Origin of the sequence: Fischerella sp. JS2, from assembly GCF_032393985.1 — a bacterium.
GTDB lineage: Bacteria > Cyanobacteriota > Cyanobacteriia > Cyanobacteriales > Nostocaceae > Fischerella.
Genome location: NZ_CP135918.1, coordinates 4,502,468 through 4,529,112 on the forward strand (window position 1 = coordinate 4,502,468; position 26,645 = coordinate 4,529,112).

General features: G+C 38.8%; 23 protein-coding genes and 1 pseudogene. 10 read left to right on the top strand and 14 right to left on the bottom strand.

Features of this window, described 5'->3' with window-relative positions; translation table 11 throughout:
- The 3 genes from RS893_RS19055 to RS893_RS19065 are packed head-to-tail and all read left to right on the top strand — an operon-like array spanning position 1 to position 2,102.
- Entirely contained in the window at positions 1-1,191 is a 1,191-nt protein-coding gene (locus RS893_RS19055; protein WP_315786916.1) for an IscS subfamily cysteine desulfurase, read from the top strand.
- A gap of 34 nt (positions 1,192-1,225) precedes the next feature.
- Positions 1,226-1,681, top strand: a complete 456-nt coding sequence (locus RS893_RS19060; protein ID WP_315786918.1) for an antibiotic biosynthesis monooxygenase family protein — start codon at positions 1,226-1,228, stop codon at positions 1,679-1,681.
- A 22-nt stretch (positions 1,682-1,703) separates the two neighbouring features.
- A complete protein-coding gene (locus RS893_RS19065; protein ID WP_315786920.1) occupies positions 1,704-2,102 on the top strand; it encodes a nuclear transport factor 2 family protein in 399 nt (132 codons plus the stop codon).
- A 96-nt stretch (positions 2,103-2,198) separates the two neighbouring features.
- Here the strand turns inward: RS893_RS19065 and RS893_RS19070 are convergent, their stop codons facing one another.
- Entirely contained in the window at positions 2,199-2,663 is a 465-nt protein-coding gene (locus RS893_RS19070; protein ID WP_315786922.1) for a hypothetical protein, read from the bottom strand.
- 293 nt (positions 2,664-2,956) lie between these two features.
- Here RS893_RS19070 and bchI point away from each other — a divergent pair, with 293 nt between their 5' ends.
- Both bchI and RS893_RS19080 read left to right on the top strand, forming a co-directional pair.
- Positions 2,957-4,066 carry a magnesium chelatase ATPase subunit I gene (gene bchI / locus RS893_RS19075; protein WP_315786924.1) on the top strand — a complete coding sequence of 370 codons (1,110 nt, stop codon included), beginning with the start codon at positions 2,957-2,959 and terminating at the stop codon, positions 4,064-4,066.
- Positions 4,067-4,174: 108 nt separating this feature from the next.
- Entirely contained in the window at positions 4,175-4,474 is a 300-nt protein-coding gene (locus tag RS893_RS19080; protein ID WP_026086104.1) for a hypothetical protein, read from the top strand.
- A 318-nt stretch (positions 4,475-4,792) separates the two neighbouring features.
- On the opposite strand, the gene RS893_RS19085 is transcribed toward RS893_RS19080, so the two are convergent.
- Entirely contained in the window at positions 4,793-5,977 is a 1,185-nt protein-coding gene (locus RS893_RS19085) for an NAD(P)H-quinone oxidoreductase subunit H (RefSeq protein ID WP_315786927.1), read from the bottom strand.
- 449 nt (positions 5,978-6,426) lie between these two features.
- Here RS893_RS19085 and rsmH point away from each other — a divergent pair, with 449 nt between their 5' ends.
- The 3 genes from rsmH (at position 6,427) to RS893_RS19100 (ending at position 11,102) form a co-directional block, all read left to right on the top strand.
- On the top strand, positions 6,427-7,323 hold the full coding sequence (gene rsmH, locus RS893_RS19090; protein ID WP_315786929.1) for a 16S rRNA (cytosine(1402)-N(4))-methyltransferase RsmH: 897 nt from the start codon (positions 6,427-6,429) through the stop codon (positions 7,321-7,323).
- A 236-nt stretch (positions 7,324-7,559) separates the two neighbouring features.
- Positions 7,560-8,405 (top strand): class I SAM-dependent methyltransferase, encoded by an 846-nt coding sequence (locus tag RS893_RS19095; RefSeq protein WP_315786931.1) that lies wholly within the window; start codon positions 7,560-7,562, stop codon positions 8,403-8,405.
- A 504-nt stretch (positions 8,406-8,909) separates the two neighbouring features.
- Entirely contained in the window at positions 8,910-11,102 is a 2,193-nt protein-coding gene (locus tag RS893_RS19100) for a transglycosylase SLT domain-containing protein (RefSeq protein WP_315786933.1), read from the top strand.
- 226 nt (positions 11,103-11,328) lie between these two features.
- Here the strand turns inward: RS893_RS19100 and RS893_RS19105 are convergent, their stop codons facing one another.
- The 3 genes and pseudogenes from RS893_RS19105 to RS893_RS19115 all read right to left on the bottom strand — a co-directional run.
- A complete protein-coding gene (locus RS893_RS19105) occupies positions 11,329-11,643 on the bottom strand; it encodes a hypothetical protein (protein ID WP_315786935.1) in 315 nt (104 codons plus the stop codon).
- Positions 11,619-11,933 (bottom strand): hypothetical protein, encoded by a 315-nt coding sequence (locus tag RS893_RS19110; protein WP_315786936.1) that lies wholly within the window; start codon positions 11,931-11,933, stop codon positions 11,619-11,621. Before RS893_RS19110 ends, RS893_RS19105 begins: the two co-directional genes overlap by 25 nt.
- A pseudogene (locus RS893_RS19115) lies at positions 11,903-12,358 on the bottom strand (ATP-binding protein); the annotation flags it as partial. The pseudogene RS893_RS19115 and the gene RS893_RS19110, both read right to left, overlap by 31 nt.
- A 251-nt stretch (positions 12,359-12,609) precedes the next feature.
- On the opposite strand from RS893_RS19115, the gene RS893_RS19120 reads away from it, so the two are divergent.
- A complete protein-coding gene (locus RS893_RS19120) occupies positions 12,610-13,281 on the top strand; it encodes a hypothetical protein (protein ID WP_315786938.1) in 672 nt (223 codons plus the stop codon).
- Positions 13,268-13,624: a type II toxin-antitoxin system death-on-curing family toxin gene (locus tag RS893_RS19125; protein ID WP_315786940.1), complete on the top strand. Its 357-nt coding sequence runs from the start codon at positions 13,268-13,270 to the stop codon at positions 13,622-13,624. The genes RS893_RS19120 and RS893_RS19125 overlap by 14 nt, the downstream gene beginning before the upstream one ends.
- Positions 13,625-13,792: 168 nt before the next feature.
- Here the strand turns inward: RS893_RS19125 and RS893_RS19130 are convergent, their stop codons facing one another.
- The 9 genes from RS893_RS19130 to RS893_RS19170 all read right to left on the bottom strand — a co-directional run bounded on the left by RS893_RS19130 (position 13,793) and on the right by RS893_RS19170 (position 26,617).
- Positions 13,793-15,583: a glycosyltransferase family 2 protein gene (locus tag RS893_RS19130; protein WP_315786942.1), complete on the bottom strand. Its 1,791-nt coding sequence runs from the start codon at positions 15,581-15,583 to the stop codon at positions 13,793-13,795.
- Positions 15,584-15,651: 68 nt separating this feature from the next.
- Positions 15,652-17,010, bottom strand: coding sequence for a glycosyltransferase (locus RS893_RS19135; RefSeq protein ID WP_315786944.1), 1,359 nt, complete (start codon positions 17,008-17,010; stop codon positions 15,652-15,654).
- A gap of 175 nt (positions 17,011-17,185) precedes the next feature.
- Entirely contained in the window at positions 17,186-18,151 is a 966-nt protein-coding gene (locus RS893_RS19140) for a GDP-mannose 4,6-dehydratase (protein WP_315786946.1), read from the bottom strand.
- A 101-nt stretch (positions 18,152-18,252) separates the two neighbouring features.
- Complete coding sequence (locus tag RS893_RS19145; RefSeq protein WP_315786948.1) at positions 18,253-20,646, bottom strand: glycosyltransferase; 2,394 nt, start codon at positions 20,644-20,646, stop codon at positions 18,253-18,255.
- Complete coding sequence (locus RS893_RS19150) at positions 20,643-21,854, bottom strand: glycosyltransferase family 4 protein (protein WP_315786950.1); 1,212 nt, start codon at positions 21,852-21,854, stop codon at positions 20,643-20,645. The genes RS893_RS19145 and RS893_RS19150 overlap by 4 nt, the downstream gene beginning before the upstream one ends.
- Entirely contained in the window at positions 21,854-23,410 is a 1,557-nt protein-coding gene (locus RS893_RS19155) for a class I SAM-dependent methyltransferase (protein ID WP_315786952.1), read from the bottom strand. The genes RS893_RS19150 and RS893_RS19155 overlap by 1 nt, the downstream gene beginning before the upstream one ends.
- Before the next feature lie 9 nt (positions 23,411-23,419).
- A complete protein-coding gene (locus RS893_RS19160; protein ID WP_315786954.1) occupies positions 23,420-24,721 on the bottom strand; it encodes an ABC transporter ATP-binding protein in 1,302 nt (433 codons plus the stop codon).
- A gap of 99 nt (positions 24,722-24,820) precedes the next feature.
- Positions 24,821-25,666 (bottom strand): ABC transporter permease, encoded by an 846-nt coding sequence (locus RS893_RS19165; RefSeq protein ID WP_315792027.1) that lies wholly within the window; start codon positions 25,664-25,666, stop codon positions 24,821-24,823.
- A gap of 201 nt (positions 25,667-25,867) precedes the next feature.
- Positions 25,868-26,617: a Uma2 family endonuclease gene (locus RS893_RS19170; RefSeq protein WP_315786956.1), complete on the bottom strand. Its 750-nt coding sequence runs from the start codon at positions 26,615-26,617 to the stop codon at positions 25,868-25,870.
- Positions 26,618-26,645 lie beyond the last annotated feature (28 nt).

Sequence of the window (26,645 nt, forward strand, 5' to 3'; positions counted from 1 at the left end):
ATGTCTAATCGTCCTATCTACCTCGACAACCACGCCACCACACCTGTAGATGAACAGGTACTAGCAGCAATGCTACCCTACTTTACCGAACACTTTGGTAACCCTTCCAGCATTAATCATGTTTACGGTTGGGAAACAGAAGCAGCTGTCAAAAAATCACGAGAAATTTTAGCGACAGCTATCAATGCCACACCAGAAGAAATTGTTTTTACTAGTGGTGCGACAGAAGCGAATAATTTAGCTATCAAGGGAGTTGCTGAAGCTTATTTTCAAAAAGGTCAGCATATCATTACTGTTGCCACTGAACATAGTGCTGTACTTGATCCTTGTAAATATTTGCAAACTCTCGGTTTTGAAATTACAATTCTGCCTGTTCAAACAGACGGACTGATAGATTTAAATCAATTAGAAAAAGCCTTTCGTTCTGACACAATTTTAGTTTCGGTGATGGCTGCTAATAACGAAATTGGTGTGTTGCAGCCATTAGCAGAGATTGGTGAAATGTGCCGTGGACGTGGTGTAATTTTTCATAGTGATGCTGCTCAAGCTATTGGTAAGATTACCTTAGACGTGCAAACAATGCAAATTGACCTGATGTCACTGACAGCACACAAAGTCTACGGCCCCAAGGGAATCGGGGCGCTGTATGTCCGGCGTCGCAACCCCAGAGTGCAACTAGCTCCCCAGCAGCATGGCGGTGGACATGAACGGGGAATGCGTTCTGGTACTTTGTATACACCGCAAATAGTCGGATTTGGTAAGGCGGTAGAAATAGCTGTGCAAGCACAAGCTACAGAAAACAAACACCTCACCCAACTCCGACAGAGATTATGGGAGCAGCTTTCTGTGTTAGAGGGTATTCATTTTAATGGCCATCCTACTCAACGACTGGCAGGAAATTTGAATATTAGCGTTGAGGGAGTCGATGGAGCCGCTTTGCTGTTAGGCTTGCAACCAATCATGGCAGTATCTTCTGGTTCGGCTTGTTCCTCAGCAACCACTGCACCTTCTCATGTTTTGACAGCCTTAGGACATTCAGAACAGTTGGCTTATGCGTCGATTAGATTTGGTATTGGTCGGTTTAATACAGCAGAGGAGATGGAACGGGTGGGACAACATGTTATTTCTACAATTCAAAGTTTAAGAAAGCAAAGGACATTGGTCGAGAAAATCTCACAAACCTTGCCATGAAAATATGATAATTTCGAGGATGGTACTCCATCTCATGGCTATGAAACGGGATAAATATCTTGGTATTTTTTTTGCACTGGGGGTATTGCTAAGTGCTTTATCCTTTACTTTTTTAGCACAGGTTAAGCATTTGCCAGTTATTGCTCAAACAAATAATACTCCTTTCCAAACTAAAAAAGCGATCGCACGGTTCTGGCACGGTAGAACCCTGACTTCTAAAGCAGATGAATACTATGCCTATCTTATAGAAGCTGGTATCAAGAAAATTGAGTCGATTCCTGGGAATTTAGGAGCGCAAGTTTTTCGTCGTACTAACGGCAATATTACGGAGTTTACTGTTATTTCTTATTGGGAGTCGCTGGACGCGATTCGGAAGTTTGCAGGTAATGATATTGAAAAAGCCCGGTATCTTCCTAGAGATAAAGAGTATCTTCTAGAACTAGAACCAAATGTCAAACACTTTCAGGTTTTATTTGATGCTCGCAAATAATTGAATTTAGTTGATAATCATTATGACCCAAGAGTCAGAAAATACTTTGAAAGTTGGTCGTGAAGCATTTGCATACTTTCACCATGGTTTAGAAACTGGTGATTGGAAACAGTTTTTGGATATGCTCACAGAAGACTTCACTTTTTGGTTTCCGATGGGGAAATTTCACGGGTTGAATGTGGGTAAACAACGAGCGCAAGAGTTTTTTCAGTATGTTACACAGTCCTTTAGTCCTGGACTGAAACTGACTTCATTAGACCGTGTTACCAGCAATGAAACAACGGTTGTGTTTGAATTCCGAGATGAAGGGATGTTATTTGGAGAACCATATAAAAATCGGGTAGCAGTTTCCTTTGATGTGCGTGACAACAAAATTTGTAGCTACCGAGAGTATTTTGGCAGTGATGGCAAGTCGAATTGATTAGAAGGCAGCTTGCTGGAGGATAAATTACTTCTTCATCCTTCATCCTACTCTACCTTGAAGCCTATGAGCGCGTCTACATCCTTCATCCTTCATCTAGTTGTTCTCAGCAATTGACTTATTTAGTTCTCTGCACTTAGCTTCTGCCGCTTGAAAGGCTTGTAAGTAATCTTTGCCACCCAACATTAAGTCACCGTAATACTCATAAGGCGCTTCGCCATAAATTGGCAGTGGGTCGTCTTCCGGATAATCTTCTTGAGATTCTTCGATGATAGCTTTCAGTTTTTTTACTGTTAACGATTGTGCCGCAAAATACCAAAGTTCTTCTACATTTTTATGAAGATGGGGTAAGGTAGGATCGACTATGCGATCGCTCAACTCAATCCAAGCATATTCCATAGGTTGGTAAGGTTTACCCTTTGTAGCTAAAAATCCTTGGACATAAATAGCTCCCTCCGTCGCCAATGCAGCTTTATAAGCATTATCAAACGGTTTTTTAGCCTTGCTTTTGATGCGAGCAGCAATATCAATAGACAGCGCTTCATCCAATAGTTTATTCATCAACAGCCAGACAAAAGCAGCAACTAAAAGATCGTAACATCAAATTAAGTAGTTGATTGTTGGTTGTTTATTGTTGGTTGTTGGTTGTTGTTTAATATTTACTCCCCACACTCCTCACACTCCCCACACTCCACCCTTACCTTAAGCCTATGAGCGTGTCTACACACTCCTCACACTCTCCACACTCCCCACACTCCCCACACTCCCACCTCCTCACTCCTCACTCCTCACACTCCCCATCTATGGCACAATAAAAAACGGTAATAAATAAAAATATTGATAAAGGTAGTTTAGTGAGTCCAACAGCTGTTGCGCGTCGTGTGGTATTTCCGTTTACGGCAATTGTAGGCCAGGAAGAAATGAAACTGGCTCTGATATTGAACGTGATTGACCCGAAAATTGGTGGTGTGATGATTATGGGCGATCGCGGTACAGGCAAATCCACAACTATTCGGGCGCTGGCTGACTTACTGCCAGAAATTCCCGTGGTTGCGAATGACCCCTTCAATAGCCACCCCAGTGATCCTGATTTGATGAGTGATGAAATCCGCCAAAAACTAGAAACTGGCGACGATATTCCCATCGAACATAAAAAAGTCCAAATGGTTGATTTGCCACTGGGCGCTACAGAGGACCGGGTTTGTGGCACTATCGATATTGAAAAAGCTCTATCTGAAGGTGTAAAAGCCTTTGAACCAGGACTTTTAGCAAAGGCCAACCGGGGCATTCTTTATGTGGATGAGGTAAACTTGCTTGACGATCACCTGGTGGATGTGCTATTGGACTCTGCTGCTAGCGGCTGGAACACAGTAGAAAGGGAAGGTATTTCTATCCGCCACCCGGCCCGTTTTGTTCTGGTTGGTTCCGGTAATCCAGAAGAAGGCGAACTACGTCCCCAGTTACTTGATCGCTTCGGGATGCACGCCGAAATTCACACTGTCAAAGAACCAGCACTCAGGGTGCAAATTGTAGAACAACGGGCTGAATTTGACCAAAATCCCCTTGCTTTTGTGGAAAAGTATCAGTCCCAGCAACAGGATCTACAACAGCGCATTATTAAAGCCCAAGAACTTTTGCCCTCAGTTAATATTGACTACGACTTGCGGGTAAAAATTTCGGAAGTATGTTCTGAACTTGATGTCGATGGTTTACGGGGTGATATTGTTACCAACCGCGCCGCTAAAGCCTTAACAGCCTTTGAAGGGCGTACCGATGTGACTATTGATGATATCCGTCGCGTGATTGTACTATGTTTGCGACACCGACTTAGGAAAGATCCCCTAGAATCGATAGATTCTGGTTATAAAGTTGACAAAGCCTTTGCACGTGTCTTTGGTGTAGAACTATCAGAAGACACCGCACAAATAAATGGTACTGGTCAATTGAAAGCAGGTGTTCGTTAATTAGTAATTGTTAGTTGTTAGTGGTTATTGGTTAGTGGTAAATAAAAGTTAATAGTTAACTACTAACTACTATCTACTAACTACTAACTCCTAAATGGTGGATTTGTGATGAGAAGCTGGCGCTTTTGGTTAAACACCTTAATTTTATCTAGCCAATACAACCCACCCCGGTTTGTAGAATTGTTAATGCTAACGCTAGCAATTGCTATGCTGACAATTTCTAGTCTTGTACCAACCGAAATTCCTTATATGGTGTTGGGTTTAAGTTTTGTAGTTGGTGCATCAATTTCTATCTTAGTCCGAGAAGCGATCGCTCCCTCTCCTCAGACACGAGTTACCCAATTGACAGCATTACTATTATTAATTGTTAGTTTTTATGGGTTTGCTGATTTAATTAGAATGTTATGAATTGACCAATAATTCCTTGATGATACAAAGCAAGCAGATTTATCTGTAGAGCAATTCCATTTTCCAAAATCCTCAAGCCCTCGAATAAATCCTGGGGGTCAAATCCAAAATCCGTCTTGAAAAGCTTAGAAGTTCCCTCTGGGACGCTTCGCGTCTACAAATTTTTCGCAAAATCCAAAATGGTATGGGGCGATCGCACTCCTTCCAATTCTTTCTCTCCATTCTGGTGCGGCTTATTCCAAAACCAACTCAAAAAAATAAACTCGGAATTCGGAAGTAAAATCAACTCCGACTTCCGAATTCCAAAATCATAACTAACTAGCGGTCTACAGAACCCATAATTACGTCGATACTGCCCAGAATTACTACAATATCCGCTACTTTCACGCCCCGCAGCAAATGAGGAAGAATTTGCAGGTTGTTATAATCTGCTGGGCGAATCTTCCACCGCCAAGGGAAGACGTTATCATCACCAATCAAATAAATTCCTAATTCACCTTTACCGCTTTCTACACGGGAGTAAATTTCACCTTTGGGAATCTTAAAGGTAGGAGCAACTTTTTTGGCAATGTATTGATAATCAAAGTCATCCCACTCAGATTTTTTGCCCGCTTGCATCCGCTTCGCTTCTAGGTTCTCGTATGGACCGCCTGGAAGTCCTTTGATGGCCTGGCGAATAATTTTCACAGATTCCCGCATCTCCCGCATCCGCACCAAGTAACGGGCTAAGCAATCTCCGGCTGTTTCCCACTGTACTTCCCAATCGAAGTCATCATAGCATTCATAGTGGTCTACTTTCCGCAAATCCCACTTGACGCCAGATGCACGTAACATTGGGCCAGAAAGTCCCCAGTTAATTGCTTCTTCGCGGGTAATAGTACCAACACCTTCTACACGTCGACGGAAAATAGGATTATTGGTTACTAAGCGTTCATACTCATCTACTTTGGGTAAAAAGTAATCGCAGAAGTCTAGGCACTTATCTACCCAACCATAGGGTAAGTCAACTGCCACTCCCCCAATGCGGAAGTAGTTGTTGTTGACCATGCGATAACCTGTAGCAGCTTCCCACAGGTCATAAATCATTTCCCGTTCCCGGAACTGGTAGAAAAAGGGAGTTTGAGCGCCCACGTCAGCAAGGAAGGGGCCAAACCACAATAAATGGTTAGCGATGCGGTTTAACTCCAGCATGATGACGCGAATGTAGCTGGCGCGTTTGGGGACGGTAATTCCTGCTAACTTTTCTGGGGCGTTGACTGTAACGGCTTCGTTAAACATACCCGCCGCATAGTCCCAGCGACTCACATAGGGGACATACTGGATATTAGTGCGGTTTTCCGCAATTTTTTCCATCCCCCTGTGTAGATAGCCAATTACCGGCTCACAATCAACAACGTCTTCGCCATCTAGAGTGACAATTAACCGCAGAACCCCGTGCATTGAAGGGTGATGAGGCCCCATGTTCAGCACCATTGGTTCAGTACGGGTTTCTATTCTTGCCATAGATTTCAGTGTTCTCCGGTTTGTGAACGATGAAGCCAGTGACCCCTACTTAAAAATTTAGTTGACGTTTTTGGTTTCGGGTGGCTTTTTGACGATATATTTGCTACTAATACACATAAATTCAACAACTTAGGATTGGAGAATTCATGCGTTTGCCTTGGATTCAACTAATCTAATTATATTGAGATGGGTGTAGACAAGCCGATTTACACTAACAGAACTATCCATAGACATTCAAGAAGATTACCATAAGCTATCCTAGTGTTTTCTCACACCAAATTCAAAAAGTGTAGTTTCAATCAGTGAACAGGCGTATGGTGTGGTGTTAAAGCAGACTAACGCTTTCGACCTATGAGTCGGGAACTTAAACCCAAACAAAGATGCGTTATTTCCTGATAACTGATAACTATATAACTGTTAAAGTTGTCTATTTTTATTGTCCAGTCAAGATGAACTCTCATGCCTCTGAACCAATAGATATCGAAGAATCGGTTTTTTCCCATATTCCTGTTTTACCTCAAGCAGTGATTGAGGGTTTAGCGGTATGTGCAGGGGGACACTATCTTGATGTCACGGTGGGGGGTGGAGGTCACACTCGTTTAATTTTAGAAGCTGCGCCCGATGTACAAGTAACTGCTATTGATCAAGATGAGGATGCTTTAGCAGCAGCGCAAAAGGAATTAGCAGAGTTTGGAGAACGCGTCACATTCATCCATACTAACTTTGCTGCTTACGAATTTCCACCTCTTACTTTTGCTGGTATTCTTGCTGATTTGGGAGTGAGTTCTCACCATCTGGATACAGCAAACAGAGGTTTTAGCTTTCGCCACGAAGCTAATTTGGATATGCGAATGAATCGGCAACAATCTCTAACAGCAGCAGATGTGATTAATGAGTGGGATGAAGCTGAATTAGCAGATATATTTTTTAAGTACGGGGAAGAAAGACTATCACGACGGATTGCTAAACGTATTGTCGAACAGCGTCCTTTTGAAACTACCACAGAGTTAGCACAGGCGATCGCTTACAGTGTCCCCCCCAAATACCGTTATGGCAGAATTAATCCTGCTACTCGTGTTTTTCAAGCACTGCGAATTGTTGTTAACGACGAGTTAAAGTCTTTAGAATCCTTTCTAGATAAAGCACCACAAGCGCTTGTCCCTAGTGGCAGAATCGCGATTATCAGTTTTCATAGCTTAGAAGACCGTTTGGTTAAACATGGTCTGAGGAATTCACCCCTATTGCAGGTTTTGACCAAAAAGCCGATTACAGCATATCAAGAAGAAATTGTCAATAACCCCCGTTCTCGTTCTGCAAAATTGAGAGTTGCCCAGAGGGTGGGGTGATGGGAGTGTGGGAGTGTGAGGGGTGTGAGGGGTGTGGGGGTGTAGTTCAATTATCAGTGATCAATAACTGATAACTGTTTACTGTAGCCTGCGGCAAGCCGCTACGCGTCTACACTGATTCCTAACTACTAACCACTAACCAAAAACAAAAACTAATAGTCTTCAGTAAATGAGCATCGGAAGCGATACTGGTTCATAGGTACAATACACACACGAGATGAATTGGTATCAAAATCTTGCAAAACCAGAAAATTGAACTACCTTATTTTGACCAACTTTTTGAAGACATTCGCCAAGGTAACACCGGTGTCATCAAAAGCTTTGGGCATCATGTACATTGGGGCTATTGGCAAAATCCCAACACAGCCGATGGTTCAATAGATGACTTTGCCAACGCCGCCGAAAATTTAACTCGACGAGTATGTGATGCAGGTAGTGCAGAGGATGGGCAGAAAATTTTAGATTGTGGTTGTGGTTTCGGTGGTACGATCGCCAGTCTCAGCGATCGCTTTACTAATATGCACCTCGTTGGCTTAAATATCGACCCCCGCCAACTTGCTAGGGCTAAAGAACTAGTCCAACCGCAAAATTCCAACTACATCGAATTTATAGAAGCAGATGCTTGTCAGCTACCATTTGCAGATAACTCATTTGATTTGGTTTTAGCAGTAGAGTGCATATTTCATTTTCCTAGTCGCCAAAAATTCTTTCAAGAAGCATGGCGGGTGTTAAAACCAGGGGGAAAACTTGCTTTGTGTGACTTTGTACCCCAAGAAGCTTTTTTGCCCATAATGCAATTTGGGTCTTATTTGATTCAACCCTTTTTGAGTAACTTTTTCGGCTATGTTGACAGTAATATCACGCTAACCGCATACCGTAAGTTAGCTGAAAATACAGGATTTATATCAATACTAGAAGAAGATGTTACTCTGAATACCTTACCAACATATCCGTTCCTGCGGCGATTACAAAGCATAGGGGAAAACGCACAAACAGACAGTTCCACAGTTATAGCTGAATGGGTGAGTCGTTTGCAGCTGATTCGTTATTTGATTCTCTCCTATCGCAAAAAAATTAACTAAATAGATTGATATCAAACAGGAAAGCCTATATTAGTTGGTGAAGCAATAAAATATAGCGATCACAAACACTAAGCTAATACTATAACTCATTTTGGTATTATCTGTCCGGCAGCTCCTGGTCATCTCAACCCAATAACTGCTTTAGAGCGTCACCTGGTTGGGGCTTCTCACCTGATAGACATGTGGAATTTGAGTTTCACCTACTAGGGTGATTCATTTGGGTGAAGACGAATAGCAAGTATCAATTCCAATATAAATTATGTAGTCATGTTTACTTCTACTGCAAACATACCTCTGTTGGAACATGAAGATATATCTATTGAATGATGCTAAATATAAAAGTCTGTTGCTAATTTTCTCTTAATAAAAGTATAAATGTAGCAATAGCTATTAACTGCCAATTTTTTCGTCATCAATCAAAAATTGCAAGGCAAAAATGGTTCTCTACAGCATTAGTAATGCTAAAGTGGCAAGAAATTCATGTCAAATTTTCAGCGGGTCTCAATGCTGAAGAAGCTACAGAAAAAACAAATATCTATCATTGTGGGTGCAGGAGTTTGTGCCTTTCTGGCTGGGGCAATGGTTTCAGCCCCTCAGATAGGAAAATATCTGGGGCAATGGCTCAAACAATTTAACAATCAGCCAGAACAACTGACAGAAGCCAATAAAGCAGAATCAGCTGTTTTTTCTTTGGTACTGCAATCTCCTGGGGAAAGAGCAGCAAAACTTGAAGAATTAGCCAAAGGGTTTCCATCACAAGACCGGAATCGCGCTCGTTATTTGCTGGCGAGTGATTTGATTGAACGCAAGGAAGCCAAAGAGGCGTTAAGTTTGCTGGAGGGGCTAGAGAAGGACTATCCGCGACTAGCCCCCTACATTTTGCTGAAAAAGGCCCAGGCATATGACATTTTAGGAGAAGCAGGTAAAGCCTCAGATAATAGACAGACAGTCGTAAAAAATTATCCTAAACATCCAGCCAGTGTGAAAGCCCTCTATTTAATAGCACTGCCTGAGTATCACCAAAAAGCGATCGCTGCTTTTCCTTCCCATCCCCTAACGTGGGATATTATTCGTAAGCGGTTGGCAGAAAATCCTAATCAGCCACAATTACAATTAATTTTGGCAAAACACGCCTATGATCAACCAGCAATTATTCCCGTCTTAGATGCTTTAAATAAAAATACTAATTTAAAGCCAGAAGAATGGGAAATTGTTGCTAATGCCTACTGGGAAAATAATCAATTTGCTAAAGCAGCAAATGCCTACGCGAAATCAAACAAGACGCCTCGTAACCTCTATCGCATAGCCCGGGGATTGCAGATAGATGGTAAACAAGATCAAGCGATCGCCACCTATAAAAAACTACTCACTACTTTCCCAGAAGCCCAACAAACAGGTACTGCCTTACTGCGTTTAGCAGAAATGAACAAACCGCGTCAAAATGCTCTGCCTTATCTTGACCAAGTCATCAGTAAATTCCCTGATCTGGCAGGAGAAGCGCTGTTAGCAAAAGTCAAAATTTTGCAAGCTCAAAATAACACTGAAGGAGCAAATGCAGCACTGCAATTACTTATTAGCCAGTATGGAAATACTGAAGAAGCGGCAGAATATCGGTGGAAAATGGCATTAGAAAAAGCTAAAGCCAAAGATTACCAAGCTGCATGGCAATGGGCAGAACCCATTCCTACTACTAATCCTGACAGTATTTTGGCTCCGAGAGCAGGTTTTTGGGTCGGGAGATGGGCAACAAATTTAGGGAAAATGCAGGAGGCTAAACAGGCTTACGAGTATGTAATTAGTAACTTTCCCCAATCCTACTATGCATGGCGTTCGGCAGTAACTTTGGGGCTAAATGTCGGCAACTTCAACAACGTCCGTCAGTTAACACCAGAAGTAGTTCCCCTTGTACGTCCTGTACCCACAGCCGGTTCTGAAACCTTCAAAGAATTATATCTGCTTGGTCAAGACCGTGATGCTTGGTTGCAGTGGCAAGCTGAATTTCAAAACAAAGCCCAACCTACGGTAGCAGAACAATTTACTGAGGGTTTAATGCTGCTCACCCAAGGAGAAAATTTACTGGGAATTGACAAAATCTCTAAATTAGAAGACAGAGAAAAACCAGAAGAAAAAGCTGAGTATGAAGCTTTAAGCAAAAAAATTATCTACTGGCAAGCACGTTATCCCTTTCCTTATCTCAAAGAAATAGAATATTGGTCAAAGCAACGTCAGCTAAATCCCTTACTGGTAACAGCATTGATTCGTCAAGAGTCACGGTTTCAGCCAAAAATTAAATCTGTTGCTAATGCAACTGGCTTAATGCAGGTATTGCCAGATACAGCTAAATGGATTGCTCCTCAAATTAAAGAGGATAGTAAAAAAATTAACCTTGAAGACCCCAACGACAATATCATGTTGGGTACTTGGTATTTAGATCACACTCACCAGCAATACGGTAATAACTCGTTGTTAGCGATCGCTAGTTACAATGCCGGACCCGGTAATGTTGCTAAGTGGTTGCGAACCATACCAACACAAGATCCAGATGAATTTGTCGAACTCATACCCTTTGACGAGACTAAAAATTATGTACGTCAAGTATTTGGCAACTACTGGAATTATTTACGACTTTATAATCCCGAAATTTCCCGGTTAGTAAGGCAATACTCAGCCAAGCACCCACAATTGCCACAGCAGTAAGGTAATGGGGATTGGGAGGATACGGCAGACAAGGAGGACAAGGAGGGCACGGGAGACAAAGAAACAATTTTTCTGCCTTGTTTTCCTGGTCTTACTGTACTAACTAGTCCTTTAGCACCTAGCCCTGACGATTATAAATCGCGGCTATACAAACACGCGTCTCTCCGGGTTCGCAGTCGCTACTGGTGTTCAACTGAACGTCTTTGCTGGCGGATGCAAAAAGCTTCTAAATACCGACCGGAGTCAAAATAAAGCGATCGCAATGTCCGCAATAAGCGAATATCAACGATGGGCGTGAGGAGTGTGTAGACACGCAAGTGGCTTCCCGTAGGGTGGAGTGTGGGGAGTAGAGATGTTTTCCTTGTCCTCCTTGTCCTTCCTTGTCCTCCTTGTCTTCTCGTTGCTGTTGCCAAAACTGGAAACTGTGCTGAAAATGTTCTGAGGCTGAGTCAATGCGATCGCAAATATAATCTTCTAAGCCAAAAACAAATTCCAAGCTGGCATTTAAATCGGGTTCTATGCTGACTCCCCGGCTTTGCAAGTCTGTGATTGCATAACGAACAATGCCGATGGTTGATTATTAGTAAGTTGTAGATGAATAGCAGTGTAGACATTAATAACATTGTGGGGCAGAGCGACCTGATGAATTTGATAGCCTGCTAAGTATTCATCTTGGAGTCGTTGCAGCATTTGTTCTCGCAAGATGCCATAGTTGCAGCATACCAAAACTAGAGAAAATTGACCTTGCGAAAAAGCGATCGCTCTTCCTAAACTCTTCAGAGAGTTTTCGTTAGCTGCGGTTATATCTGCTGGTGGGTTTCCTGCAACCATGATTTAAACTTTAGGGTTTCTGCTAAAACTGGGTTGACGGCAAACCAAGCCCCCTGATGATTGCGGTACTCAAATACAAACAAGCTTGCAACTAAGTATAGTATTTAATATTACCGTTTACTCTTTGCTATTGGATAACTTGAAAGATTAAGTCCCACTCATGGGAGTTGATGGCATTGGTGCGATAATCGCAGTATTTTTGAATCACCAGTTACACGCAATCCCTCTCAAAAGGAGGATTTTGTTCTCGCAAATAATCAAACAGCAGTCCGAGCAAACCTTACACGTGACCACCACTGATTAAGCACAGCCAATCCAAAGTATCCGGGTTATCAAACACCTCTGATATTAAATTTAACCTCTCTTCTCAACTTTTGGCCGTGAATACCCGAAGCTAAAATCATTTGTCGCATCAAGTCCACTCCGCCCCCAAGCGGTATTATAGTTGGGCGCGATCATTAGAAAATCAGGACTTATGCACTCAAACGAAAAATAAAATATTTGCTTTGGGCGTTGGGGTGTGGAGAGACCTTTGCAGTTGACTAACTGATTTTCAAATAAGCGTAACTATTAGTTATGCTTTATACTTCTTATGATTATAATAAATTTAATAGTAGAGCAAGGCATGAATTAATATAATGTAAATAGTTTTATAAAAATATAAATAGGAAAACAAATGACACGCGGTTTTATCATTTTTAAAGATAAATTATCATACATTCAAAATCAAGCAGAAACGCTAGAAAGATGCCTAAATCAACCAGATAATAAAGATACAGAAAAAGCAGCAATCTTAGAAGTAATTAATATTAATAAAGCTCTAAGTCAACGTAAAAATGACTTAGAAAAACGTTTAAATGAGCTTGAATTAATTCAGCACAAACTGAAGGAATGTTCTGCAATATTACAAAAAATTAGAAATAAAATAGAGGAAAGACAAGAATCCAATTTTAACAAGGATATAATTTTAAATTGGATTAACTATAATTTTCTGGTTAAAGAAATTGCAGAAAATAACCAACATCCAATCAAGCATAAAGAAGAAAATACAAAAACTTGGAAACCATTTATAGATGCTCATATATCTTTGTATATGTTCATCAAACAAGCAGAGGGTGGATACTCTAAACCTGAAGATGAAGAGGTGCAATACATCATAGAAGAAGCCCTAAAATACGCTTTGAAAGCACTTATTGATACGGGGCTAAGACTAAATTTTTTGCCCAACGAAGCTATTGAAAATCTCAATTTAGAAGAGATAACACCTAAAGAACCAAAAACTGTGTTAATCTTTTTGTTGTCTGTAAAAAAATGGGATTTGGTTTACAAAAAGCTTGCAGAATCATAATTTTATCAAAAAATCAGATGTCATAAAAATTCATGACAAACTTATTGAGAAATATGGAGGCAACCCAGGATTTCTCAATGAAGGTTTACTCAGCTCTGCGCTGTCCATGCCCGAAATGTCTTTTGGGGGAGAACTGTTACACCCTACGATTGTTGAGCAAGCAGCAGCTTATTTTTTTCATATATCTAAGAACCATGCCTTTGTAGATGGAAATAAAAGAACCGCATTTGCGGTCATGGTAACTTTTTTGAATTTAAATAATTACGAACTGGAAATCTCAGATGATAATGCCTATAGACTAGCAATAAAAGTTGTTGAGAATGAAGTATCTAAAGAAGATTGATACTTAATACTTCGAGAATATATAAAAGAAATTGAATGAGTAGAGTAAAAGTGGCAATATTTACAGGACTTACACACTGTAACAAGTGACGGTGCAGCAAGAGCGATCACTATGTGATTACGAGAATCGCTGAGTGTGAATAAAATTTGACTTCAATCAATATCCTCTTCAGAACAATTCAAAATTAGGAGCTTTTAAAGACAGATTGGGATTGTAGTAAGGATCTGTGCCTAATTTCTCAAAATAATCTTGCCACTTATGATTTAATTGCTTCCATTCACCTGGTTTTAAACCTTTTTGCCTACTAGCAGATTCATAATGAATCAGTTGAGCATAGGGTGTAACCACATTACGATATCCAGCCTGATGCGCTTTTAAACATAAATCCACATCGTTATAGTTTAGGGGAAAAGCTTCATCAAGCCCACCTAATAATTGAAAAACCTCTTGACGCATCATAAGACAAGCAGCAGTGACAGCAAGGTAGTTTCTATTAACAATATTTGAACAAAAATAACCAGGATGATCACCTTCAACTTCATGGAAGACATGACCTGGATTACCTGCAAGTATCATTACTCCAACGTGCTGTATTTTTCCATCAGGAAAAAATAGTTTTGCCCCTACTGCACCAATTTCTTGTTGCTGTGTAAGTTCTAACATTGATTGGAGCCAGTCGGCAGTAATCACTTGTGTATCATCATTTAATAACAGTAGAAATTGTCCCTTGGCTTTGGCTGCACCTCTATTAATTCGCATCGAGAAGTTAAAAGGTTCAGTACAACGGACTAATTCTACCCCAAGAGAAACTATTTTCTCTAAAGTTTCTTCTGGAATATCATAACCATCTACTACAATAATTTCAAAATTGCGATAGCTACTCAGTTGCTGAATGCTGCGAATACAATTTTCTAAAAGACATAGGGAACCAGAAGAAGTATTAATAGTTGTACCAGCGCTGGGAATGATGATACTAATTAAAGGATTTCCAATTACATTACGCCTGACTCTAAAAAAGCCTGCCCGTGAAGTTTCTTCTACCCATCCTGGATAGGAACTACGCTCTAACATTGCTTCCAAAGCTTTACGTGCAGCAATATAAGCCCAAGGTTTCGCTTGTTCTCCTGATGTTACAGATGTAGAAATAACGCGCCAATGATAGAGTATTTTGGGAATGTGATAAATGTTTTTTGTTTGTTCAACAACTCGTAATACTAAATCGTAATCTTGCGCTCCATCATATTCACTGCGAAAACCACCAATTTTACGGATTAAATTAGTGTTGTATACACCTAAATGGCAGGTATACATACAAGAATAAAAATACTCTGGAGACCAATTTGGTTTAAAAAACGGGTCAAAACGTTTTCCTTTAGTATCTATTTTGTCCTCATCGCTATAAATAAAATCTGCATCTGGATACTGGTTAATGAGCTTGGCATTTTCAAATAACGCATCAATTGCTAATTCATCATCATGATCTAGAAGTACAATATAATCTCCTGTAACCAAATCTAAAGCAGAGTTGCTAGCAGCAGAAATATTACCGTTTTCTGTTCGGAATAAAACTTTGATACGAGAATCAAGTTTACTATAATGATTTAAAATCAAACTAATATGGGGCTGGGTAGAAGCATCGTCAGCAATACAGAGTTCCCAGTCTGGATAAATTTGATTAATCACAGATTCAATAGCTTTTTTTAACCATGTTGCCTCTACGTTGTAGACAGGCATAATTATTGAAAATTTAGGACGCAGATGCCATTGAGATATTTGTCTCTTAGCTGTTGTGATATCTTGCTGAGTTAAGCGATGTATTGCTACCCATCTTTGGTAGCTTATTTGATTACGAAACTTGAAGACGAGTTTTTGATACAAAAATTTTATTAATCCCTGTGTTCCTCGTTCTTGCCAAACCCTTTTAATCTTTCTGATTTTATTAAGTTTTTCAAATTCCATATTGACTTTTCTCAACAAATAATTGATTGAATTTTACAAATTTATACTTATTGTTAGTCAGGTGTTTTTTACTCCACTACTTTGATTTTTAGCATCCTTTTAAATTTAAACCACTGTTGCCTCATTTGCCAAAATTTACTACTCTCCATAGCATCCACTAAATTTTTTAACCGATTAATTTCAAGATTTTTTTGCTCAATCTCAAGTTTTTTTTGGCATAACTCTACATAAATTGAAGGAAGCGTAGATTGCATTGATTGAAAATTTGACTTAATTGCAAAATCATTTGATCTTCGCATTACGTATTCTAATCTCGCTTGCATCTTCTCTCCAATTACTTTTGGGTTAAGCATTGCATCAATAGACTTAGCTCCTTTTATTCCTAGCTGTTTTGCTTCCTCATAATTATTAAATACGTACTGCATTAAATATGCAGCGTGGTCAATATCTGGTTCTGCCCATATATTTCCTGGTTTATAAGGGCCGTAATCTTCTGTGATAGTCATTAAAGAATACTTGACAAGAAAACTATTACCAATATTCATATATTCTGTATTCCCAGAGTAGGCTGTTGCTATGACTGGTTTACCATAATACATCGCCTCTGCCATTGTTAAGCCAAAACCTTCTGCACGATGTAAAGATATATAGCAATCACAATGATAAATTAGAGCATTAAGTTCATCTTTGAGTAAATAATTATCAATTAATTTTATATTAGTAAAACCTTCAATTAAATCTAGGAGTTTTTGGAGTTGCTCAGGAAAGTAATTGGCGTTAGAAAACTTAATTACTAGTAAGACATCTTCATTCTTTTCATCAAAAGCTTGTTTAAATGCTTCAATAAGTGCCGCAGGATTTTTTCGTTCAAATACACTACAAAAATCAAATATAAATAGAAAAATAAATTTATTATCTGGTAAGCCTAATGATTGTTTAGTAATTGCAGGTTGAGGAAGCGAGATGCTATGCATGACCTTCAATACTGGTATAGGAGATACAGGTGCGATCGCATCCACACAATAACCGCTAGGAGTCCATATTTCATGAAAAAGATTAAACGCAGGCAACCATTCTTTGGGAAATTCTGGTAATTCCCATGCCCAAAAGCCAATATTGTACTTATCTTTAAAATATTCAGGACTAGTAGAACTGATAAAAGTATTAATCATATCCACATTTACCTGAATAATATTTATCACATAAGGATTATCATTAGCAAAATCTGTGTAGGAATAATCCATCTTCCTATGCATGGTGTTAAAAGTACAATTATTAATAACAAAAGGAATTCCTACTGCCTCAATAGCTCTTATCGTTCCTCTGACTCCTTCACCTAGTCCAAATTCACTGTTAACATAACCTGAAATATTCACACCAAAATTATTGCTAAAGGTATTGTTGCTAATTTCAGGTTTGAAGTTCATATTTTTCTCCTAAAATATCGGATTACGGCAGTTAGGTGTACACAACTATGTACCCCTACCAGTTTTAGATAATTATCCACAGATACACACAGATAAATACATAGCATAGATGATAAAGCAGCAAACTGATACATTAAAACAGTAGCTGCAAGACAAAATTAAATTTATAAAACTATTACTTGTTACTCAATTCTTTCAAATCATGATCAACCATTAGCTGCACCATCTGTTCAAAGGAATACTGGGGCTTCCAACCTAATTCAGCTTTAATTTTATAAACGCAACCGACTAGTTCTATAGGCTCATCTGGACGGTAAAATACAGGATCAACAGATACATAATCATCCCAGTTCAAATCTAAATAGTTAAAGGCACATTCTACCAGTTCTCGCACCGAATGAGTTTCACCACTAGCTATGATATAGTCATCTGCTTTACTTTGCTGCAACATCAACCACATTGCATGTACTGCATCTTTGGCGTAGCACCAGTCACGACGTGCATCTAAATTACCAAGTTTTAATTCTTGGGCTAAACCTAGTTTAATCATTGCCGCAGTGTGGGTAACTTTGCGAAAGACAAACTCTGTACCGCGACGAGGAGATTCATGGGTGTAGGTGATCCCACAGCAACCAAAAAGATTGTACTTTTGCCGATAGTTGACTGTCATCCAATGAGCGTAAGCTTTGGCAACACCATAAGGGTTGCGTGGACGAAAAGCAGTACGTTCGGTTTGGGGTGATTCATCCGGTTGCCCAAAAACTTCGCTACTGGAAGCTTGGTAAAATTTAGCATCAGGTTTACAGCGCCGAATCGCTTCTAAGAGGCGCGATACCCCTAAGGCAGTGTATTCCGCAGTCAGCGCTGGTTGTGTCCAAGACAGGGGAACATAACTTTGGGATGCAAGGTTATATATCTCATCTGGTTGACACTCAGTCACCACATCCATCAGCGAAGACTGATCTAACAAGTCACCGGATACAATTTGAATTCGGTTAGACAAATGACTAATGCGTTCTAGGTTACTTGTGCTAGAACGGCGGACTAGGCCGAATACTTGGTAGCCTTTATCTAAAAGGAGTTCGGCCAGATAAGAACCGTCTTGTCCAGTTAATCCGGTAATTAGGGCTTTTTTGGTCATGGCTGTAACTTATTTTATTTTTGCCAGACTACTAATATGACCCCGATTATAATAAAGCTCAAGCCTGTGAGACACATCAGTGATATCGTCGCCTCCTGGCGTTACAGAAGAATTAATTTCTTAACTTGCATTACTCTACTAATTGCGAGGCTATACAACTTACCTGCAATCTCATAGGAAGAATAATTAGCACTAAAAAAAGCTGCATTCTTACCTAGCTGTTTTCTAGCTGCTGGATTACGCATCAATTCTTCTAAATAAGCTACTAACAGTGGAACTTCTAAATCACCTACATCTACCTTCCAACATATAGAATCTGGTAACTCAGAAAATTGTTGGTAGTCGCTCACAATACAAGCTTTACCATAGCTAAATGCCTTCATCAAAACGCCAGAAGATTCACCTAGACTTGGATATCTAAGATTGAGAATAATGTCACTCATCTTTATACAGTGATCAAAATCTTCATCACTCAAATAACCACTGATTATTACATTATTTGAAATACCTAATGTCTCAATTTTCTCTTCTATCCTAAGAGAAGGTTCGAGCAACTCACCGCCTATAAACAACTGAATGGGATAACCCAGGTCAATCAGTATCTTGATAGCTTCTAAAATAGTAGGTATACGTTTAAGTACATTAACAAAACCAAAAGTAGAAATAAGAAAATTCTTCTCTGAAATACCAAAACGTTTTTTTAACGCAATTACATCATCTTCTATATTAAAAACAGTTTTATATACAGAGCCATGAGGAATGACGAAAATATTTTTAATTTCTTGCAGTTGCTCCTTTACCCACTGGCTATGAACGATAGTGGCAATACTTCGCTTCACTAAAGCATGGGATAAAGGAAATGTCCATATATTCGGATTAATTCTTTTAAATTTGACATCATCATAACTAGATGCTCCTTGCTCACCATATCCTTCTCTTAATGCATCTGCATATAAATACTCATCTTTTGTATTTAAAAATGCATCTGCTAGAAAGGGATGAATATTTAATTCATGAAGTACCACAATACCAGGATACTGCCATGCCATTCGGTAAATTTCTTGATGAAATTTAGTGTTATTGCCAATATGGTAGACAATACAGTCATATTTATCTACATCTTTGGGTAGTGCAGATATATTCTTGAGTGGTAATTCTAATGTATCGGTTCTACACTCTTGTTCATTATCTACATAAAGAGTAATGTCTGCATACTCTTTCAGGTAACGAACAATTTCATAACTATAGTTTGCAATACCTGAGCGTTGAGGAGGCCAGGGTGATACATAAGCAATTTTGTAGTAGTTTAATTTTTCTGAGGTATTTACATCAAATAAAGTGTTGGTAAATAATCTAAAGTAGTTTGCAGTAGTTTTAGACCATGTAAATTCTTTTGCATGTTGGATATAATCTTGTTGCCTGCTTTGATTGTTAGCGCGATCGCAAAGAGCTTTCTTCAAAGCAATAGCCATATCTTTTGGATCATCTGGCGAACAATAGTAAGCTAAATCTCCTGCAACTTCTGGAATCGATGAAACATTGGTAGTTACAACTGGTAAACCACATGCTAAAGCTTCTAGTACAGGTAGTCCAAAGCCTTCATAGCGTGAAGGAAAGAAAAAGATGCTAGCTTGGCGGTAAAGAGTAATTAGTTCTTCATCCTTTACATATCCAGTAAGGACAAGCTTGTCTAAAACACCTAATTTAGCTGCAAAATGTTCGTAATCTCTCTTTTCTTGTTCATTGTAAGCACAAACTACATAGAACTTTAGATTATTAAATTCTTGATAGTTATCTTTGACAAGATATGAAAAGGCTTCGAGTGCCGCATACATATTTTTTCTGGGATCAAAGCCTCCTGTAAATAGAATATAAGGTTCTTGGGATTTATCTCTAGGTGAAATGTATGACCAAAATTTAGTATGATCTACTGCTAAGGGTATGGCTAATGATTTATTTGCTACACGAGGATCTATTTTTTCATAATCTTTTTTGGCACTTTCCGAAATAAATATCAATTTGTCTGCCCAAGTTGGAAGTATTTCAATCCTTCGCTTATACTCTGCTTTAATATGATCTGGCCACTTAGCTATGTAATAATCTGGCATTAATAGTGGTATCAGATCGTATATTGTTGCGAAAATAGTTACATTAGACAAATCTGTTGGCAAAACGACATTTACCATTAATGGGTTAGGAACCCAGTAAGCATCGATTTTTAGCTCAGTGACTACTTGATTCAATAATTGACTGTAATGTTTTGTTTGGTTAATATAATCATCTTGATTCAAAGATTCATTGACTATAATAGGTATTAACCGTTTCTGTACTGCATGACTAAAATGCTTTAAGTCTGAGCGATCGCGAACGGTGATCAACCACTCTTTGCTAATATCATGTAGTACCAATTGTTCGCATATCTGTTTAAAAACTACACCTATCCCACGATGAATTTCCGGAGTAGAAAGTGTTTGACCATCGATTAAAAATCTCATCCTTGATACGCACTCCTCAAAAAACGATCAATTACAGAATCCCAAGAATATTTTGATTGCACGTAACGTTTACCAAACCTAGCTAAAATCTTGTTGGTATCTTCGTTGCTCAATACTTTCAATGCAGCTTGAAATTCTTCACTAGATGAAATTGGTATACCTCCTTGGCTATTCAAGCAATGTCCGGTAGTTACTTCACATCCTCGATGAACAATTACCGGTATTTCGCAAAGCCAAGCCTCCATGAGTACCAATGAAAAACTTTCATTCACAGACAAGTTAATCAAACCCTGCGCTTGGGAAATAATTAAGTATTTATCTTCTTCCGGCAAAAATCCCAAGTCAATAAACTCCTTATCTTTAGGTAAGAGGTTAGCATCACCTCCTCCTAAAAATACCAGACTGGCTTCGCCTCCACTTGCCTGATAGTCTTGGAAGTAATTTATTAATGTCAAGATATTTTTGCCAATATCTTTGCGACCAACATATACAAAAAATTTTTCTGGTAGCTGATACTTTAATTTAATATCTTTACTATAACTATAATCATTTTTATCGAGTATTTTTTTAATATTAGCAGGTAATTCTATGCCTACTCCAATCACAGTGCTTTCTACAAGTCTTCGACCAACTACTTGACCAAATTGCTGAATTGCTAGTGTTTTTTCTGCTTCTGTTAAAAATAAAATTTGCCGACTCAGAGTCATCATTTCTGCTGAAGTTATCCATTTCAACTGAGGCTCATCATGAAAACATGGCATAATACTGGCTCTACCGTTTAATGCTTTAACCAAGGAATAGGTTAAACCATAAATGTATGGTAGACCAATTACTAAATGACCCCTAGTATTGACACAAGCAAAATCAATTAAGGCTTGACTATTAATGCTGTGATTGACAAACTGACGCTGATATTTTTCATCTATTTGTATTCCGTGAATAATTTTATAGTTGGCTGCATGATAAAGGTCTTCTCCCTGATTATTTACAGGAAAACGTCGCACAGTCACGCCATTAAGCTGCTCAACACCTGATGGTAATGTATTCTGCCACCAATTCTCAAAAGGAGAACGACAACAAGTTGTCAGAACTTGGACATCACATCCTCTTTTAGCTAATTGTTCTGCCAAGGATCTAGCTGCTACTTCTGCTCCTCCTGCAAAGTAACCGTACCAGGGAGTCACGAATGTAATTAGAATATTTTTCATTAAGCTTTCTTGCCAACTACTGCAAAATCTGGTGCTGCACAAAAACGAGATTTGATAATTTCAATAATTGGATTGAGTGTAGGTGCTAAAGGATGATCTGCTTCGATAAATTTAAGGTTATCTTCTGTACGAAACTCACGTAAGCGCAGAAGTTCAACATTTGCAAAACCATATTGTTCCATGAGAAATTTAACTGTTGGTGGAAACAAGGGATTTCGATGAGTAGGATCTGAATAGAAATTACATGAACCTACTATTATGTTTTCGGGATTTGGTGTTTCAAAAATTGCCAATCCACCAGGCTTTAATACTCTTGCTGTCTCAAGCAATAACTTTATTAACGCTTCAAATGGCAAATGCTCAATAATATGAAATCCAGTGATTGCTCCCGTGGCGGCATCTGGTAAAGATTGCAAATATGCAATGACATCTGCTTCTATCACCTCCAGCCCTTTAAGGCGACATTGCTCTAGCATGACTCTGTTAATATCTAGACCTTTTGCCGTATAACCAGATTCCTGTAGCAGTTCTAACCATTCACCCCGTCCGCATCCTACATCTAAAATAGGTGTTTCTGGTGTACCAACCTTTGCTTCTGCAATTAAGGGCAAATAAACTTTTAATCTATTAAGAATAAGATCTCTGCTACCTCGAAATTGGTCTTCAAAAGCAACATACAATGCATCTAGTAAATGTTGTTTTTCCTCTGCAAAGCTTTGCAATTGTTGTTGAGTAAAAGGTTCTGGTAATCTTTGCCATGCCTCTTCCAGAAACAATGTTATCAGGCGCTTCTGCTGCATCAAATCGTTTTTGAGATAACTTTCGTTTCTAATAGAACGTTCATCTAGTGCATGAACTAGAGTATCCACAGAAATCAGATGCTCATCTATAGCTTCTATTCGACTGTTAGCTGCATTTAAATGTTCTTGTATACTGTTTATCGAAGTATTTGTCTGAGTATCAATTTTATTAAAATTATTATCTACTTTTTGGATGCTGCTATTTAGATGATGCAAACGCTCATCCAGCTTTTGAATGCTACTGTCAGCAGTACTGAGACGTTCGTCTAGTCTTTGTAGATTCATATCTATGAGATCTAAACGCTCATCCATTTTTTGTAAGCGAGTATCTACAATATTTAGGCATTCATCTAATTGCGATCGCAAACTTGCTATTTGTCCACTTAACTGCCGATTCAGTGCTACAGACTCTTTTAAAGCGTTAATGACATTGAAGTTTACTTCTCGTTGATCTTTAAATATAAAATTTAGTATTTTTAATGCTATTTTTTGCAGACCTCGACTTAAGTTATAAGGAAACCGATTTAAATTCTCTGGCCACTTTGTGCGGACAACTGCTCTAGATTCTGCATTTCTCAGTAATCCTTCAATCAGGCTGAAGCTCCGATTAATTTTTGTTGTATCAATAGTGGAGGAGGAAATATTTGGGGTAGAAACAGATGACACTTGAGAGTTATGATTTCGCTTAGCTACATCCTCTCGAATTTTTTGCATCAATTCTTCAACATTAATTTCAGGCTGGCTAGATTCAAACATACTTTTTCTTTATATTTCTTGAACCACTGCATAACATTTTTCTTCACCAATTTTTATGGTAGATTTTAAATCTACTATACCGTCACAGTAAACAGTGTTATTAACTTCAAAAACAACTAGTTCATCAATCCAGTCATAACTTATCCCTTCTTCTGAATGTACACCCACTGTTAAAGTGTAAACACCTTTATTCAGGTAACAGGGAACTTGAAAATAAACTGTTAATTTTTGACATGCTGTCAGTTTTGGTAACTTGACATTCATGAGGTAAGTATTAGTACCATATATCACTAATCCCATTAAATTTCTTAGGGAGATACCTACAACCAAATCAGAAAGTTCTCCCTTAGCTTCCAAGCAAACTATAACCTGAAAAACTGACCCTGTTTCGACCTTGCTAAGTTCTTGATTATCTAAATCAGTAATTGTAACACTATTAATAATCGCCAGCTGATTTCCATGTCTGTGCAAAGCCTTTCTCTGGGGTTCTTCTACGACAAAATTATCGTGGCTTTCATTTTGCCTGATTTCTTCGTTCTCTTTCTCAGACACAGAAGAAGTATAATTTTCTATTTTTTCAGTACTTAATAAAGCAATATAATGATTGACTACTTCTTTGGGTTTACCTATTTCTAGAACTCTGCCATGATTCATTAACACAGCAGTTTTACACAACATTTTGACACTTGAAGAATCATGAGAAACGAATAAAAGAGTTACTCCCTGGTCTTTCATTTCTCGAATTCGCTTCATGCAGCGAGCTTGAAATCTCGCATCGCCTACAGCTAAAGCTTCATCGACTATTAAAATACTTGGTTCCGTATTGGCAATAACTGCAAATGCCAACCTGACCACCATTCCACTAGAATAGGTTTTAACTGGATGTTCTATAAAATCACCAATTTCAGCGAAAGCTGCAATGTCATCAAATTTTGCTTCTATTTGTTCTTTACTTAAACCTAAAATTTGCCCATTAAAAAATACATTTTGTCGTCCTGTAAACTCTGGATTAAAACCACTACCCAGTTCTAATAACGCGGAAACTCGTCCATTTACCCACACCTCACCTGTAGTAGGCGTGAGGGTTCCAGCAACAATTTGTAATAGCGTACTTTTACCAGAGCCATTTTGACCAATAATTCCTACAGTTTCACCTTTAGGAATTTCCAGGTTAATATCCCGTAAAGCCCAAAACTCTTGAGCATGATTCTGACCACGTAATAAGATTTCTTTGAGTTTATCAACGGGACGAGCATAGCGCTTGTAGCACTTAGAGATATTCTTTAGTGAAATTGCAATCTCCTCACCCATATCACTACACACGCTTTCAAAAAGAACTGTGCTAAATTCTACACATTAATGTCATCAAACAGTATAAGGTTTCTGTTTGAGTTAGTTGCACGCAGCTATTTACAAAACATCAGCAAACGCTGGGCGCAATCTTTTATAGACTAAAAAACCTATACAAAATACAATTGCAGATATTACAGTAGTGGCTCCCCATTCACCCCAATGCTTGACTTCTCCCACTAAAACTAAATCGCGGTAAACTTCAGCAATAGCTGTCATGGGATTTAACCAAAACACCCAATTTCTCCACGTTTCTGGAATTGCTGTTGCTGGATAAAGAATTGGAGTTAAATACAACCAAATATTGAGAATTACTCCTAAAGTTTGGGGAATATCTCGCAAAAACACGGTTAACCCTGCCATGAGATAACCTAATCCTGCTGTTAACAATAATTGTGTTATCCAGATTAACGGCAACAGCGCTAAAGTTGAATGTAAAGTATGGGTAGATACAGCTACAAAAAAAATCAACGCCATTAATCCAAAGGAACTTTCAATGAACGTTGATAAAGTTGGTACTAGTGGTAATAAAGCCAGAGGAAACACTACTTTTTTAACTAAATTTGGTTGTCCTACTACGGAATTTGCAGCCTGAATTAATCCACTGCTAAAAGCAATCCAAGGTAGTAAACCAGCAAATAACCACAAACCAAAGGTAAAATTGTTTTCTGGAACGCCTTTAAGACTGAGTTTTACTTTTAAAACTATCGAAAATACATAAGTGTAAATCAGTAACTGCGATAGCTGATTCAATAGAGGCCACAAATTACCTAGAATCGAACCTTTGTAGCGGGCTTCTAAATCGCGTCTTACCAACGCTCTTAATAAATCAAATTTTGCCCACCACAATTCATTGATTGGTAGCCATTTTTTCAGCTTTCCTGCTTTTCGGACAACTCCTCGCATGGTTTGCAACAATTTTTGTTTCCTCGCTCACTTCCTACACACCTAATTGCTTTTTTTGAAGCCGATTCGTTATGAAAGTTCCTTTGTTATTTTATGGAAAATAGTTGCTACTCCAAAATAGCAGCAAAAATATTTAGGTGATTTTACCACAAATGGTTATAGGATTGACTCTGTTAATTTCTAGTCTTGGGTTTTGTGAGGCTAAGTTAATTTATCTGGTTCAATTCCCAAAGAACGCAACTGCTCAGCTAAACGTTGCGATCGCTGTCTTTCCTGCTGTAAAAGTAATTCTGCATCATTTGCCTTAGCTGTTGCCTGCTGTGCTTGTTGTTGAGCTTGCTGTGCTTGTTGTTGAGCTATAAAAGCAGCTTCTTCCGGTGTGGGAACCAAATCACCGCCCGCAGTAAAATAGCGTAATTTGTTTTCGTGTATTCCTAAATACAAACCAAGTACTTGACTCCAACGCCATCCTTGTGCATTGGGGACAATTTCTTGATACTGATTCCCAACTAATTCCAAACCAACAAATTCCAGAGTTTCTGGTGAAAACCAAAAATATTCTGGTGTATGAAAACGGCTTTGATAAAGATTTTTCTTCAAAGTCCGGTCAACATTAGCCGTGCTATCAGAAAGCAATTCAATAATCAAATCTGGGTAGCGACCATCTTCTTCCCAAACTACCCAAGAATTACGAGGTCGCTTTTCTGTATCCTTGACTAAAAAAAAGTCTGGGCCTCGAAAATCACGATTTCGCAATTGCTGCCGACTAAAATAAATCGTCAGATTCGCACCAATAAAAAAATCATTTTGCTCTCGCCACAGCCACTCTAAAGATGTTACCAATAACAACAACTGAAGATAATGCAAAGAACTTTCCATTTCTGGTTCATCACTTAATAATCGAGTAGCATCAGGCATTTGTTGTTCCAACTGTTGCGCTGCATTTGACATCGATCTATACCTACTTACTAGTTGATTT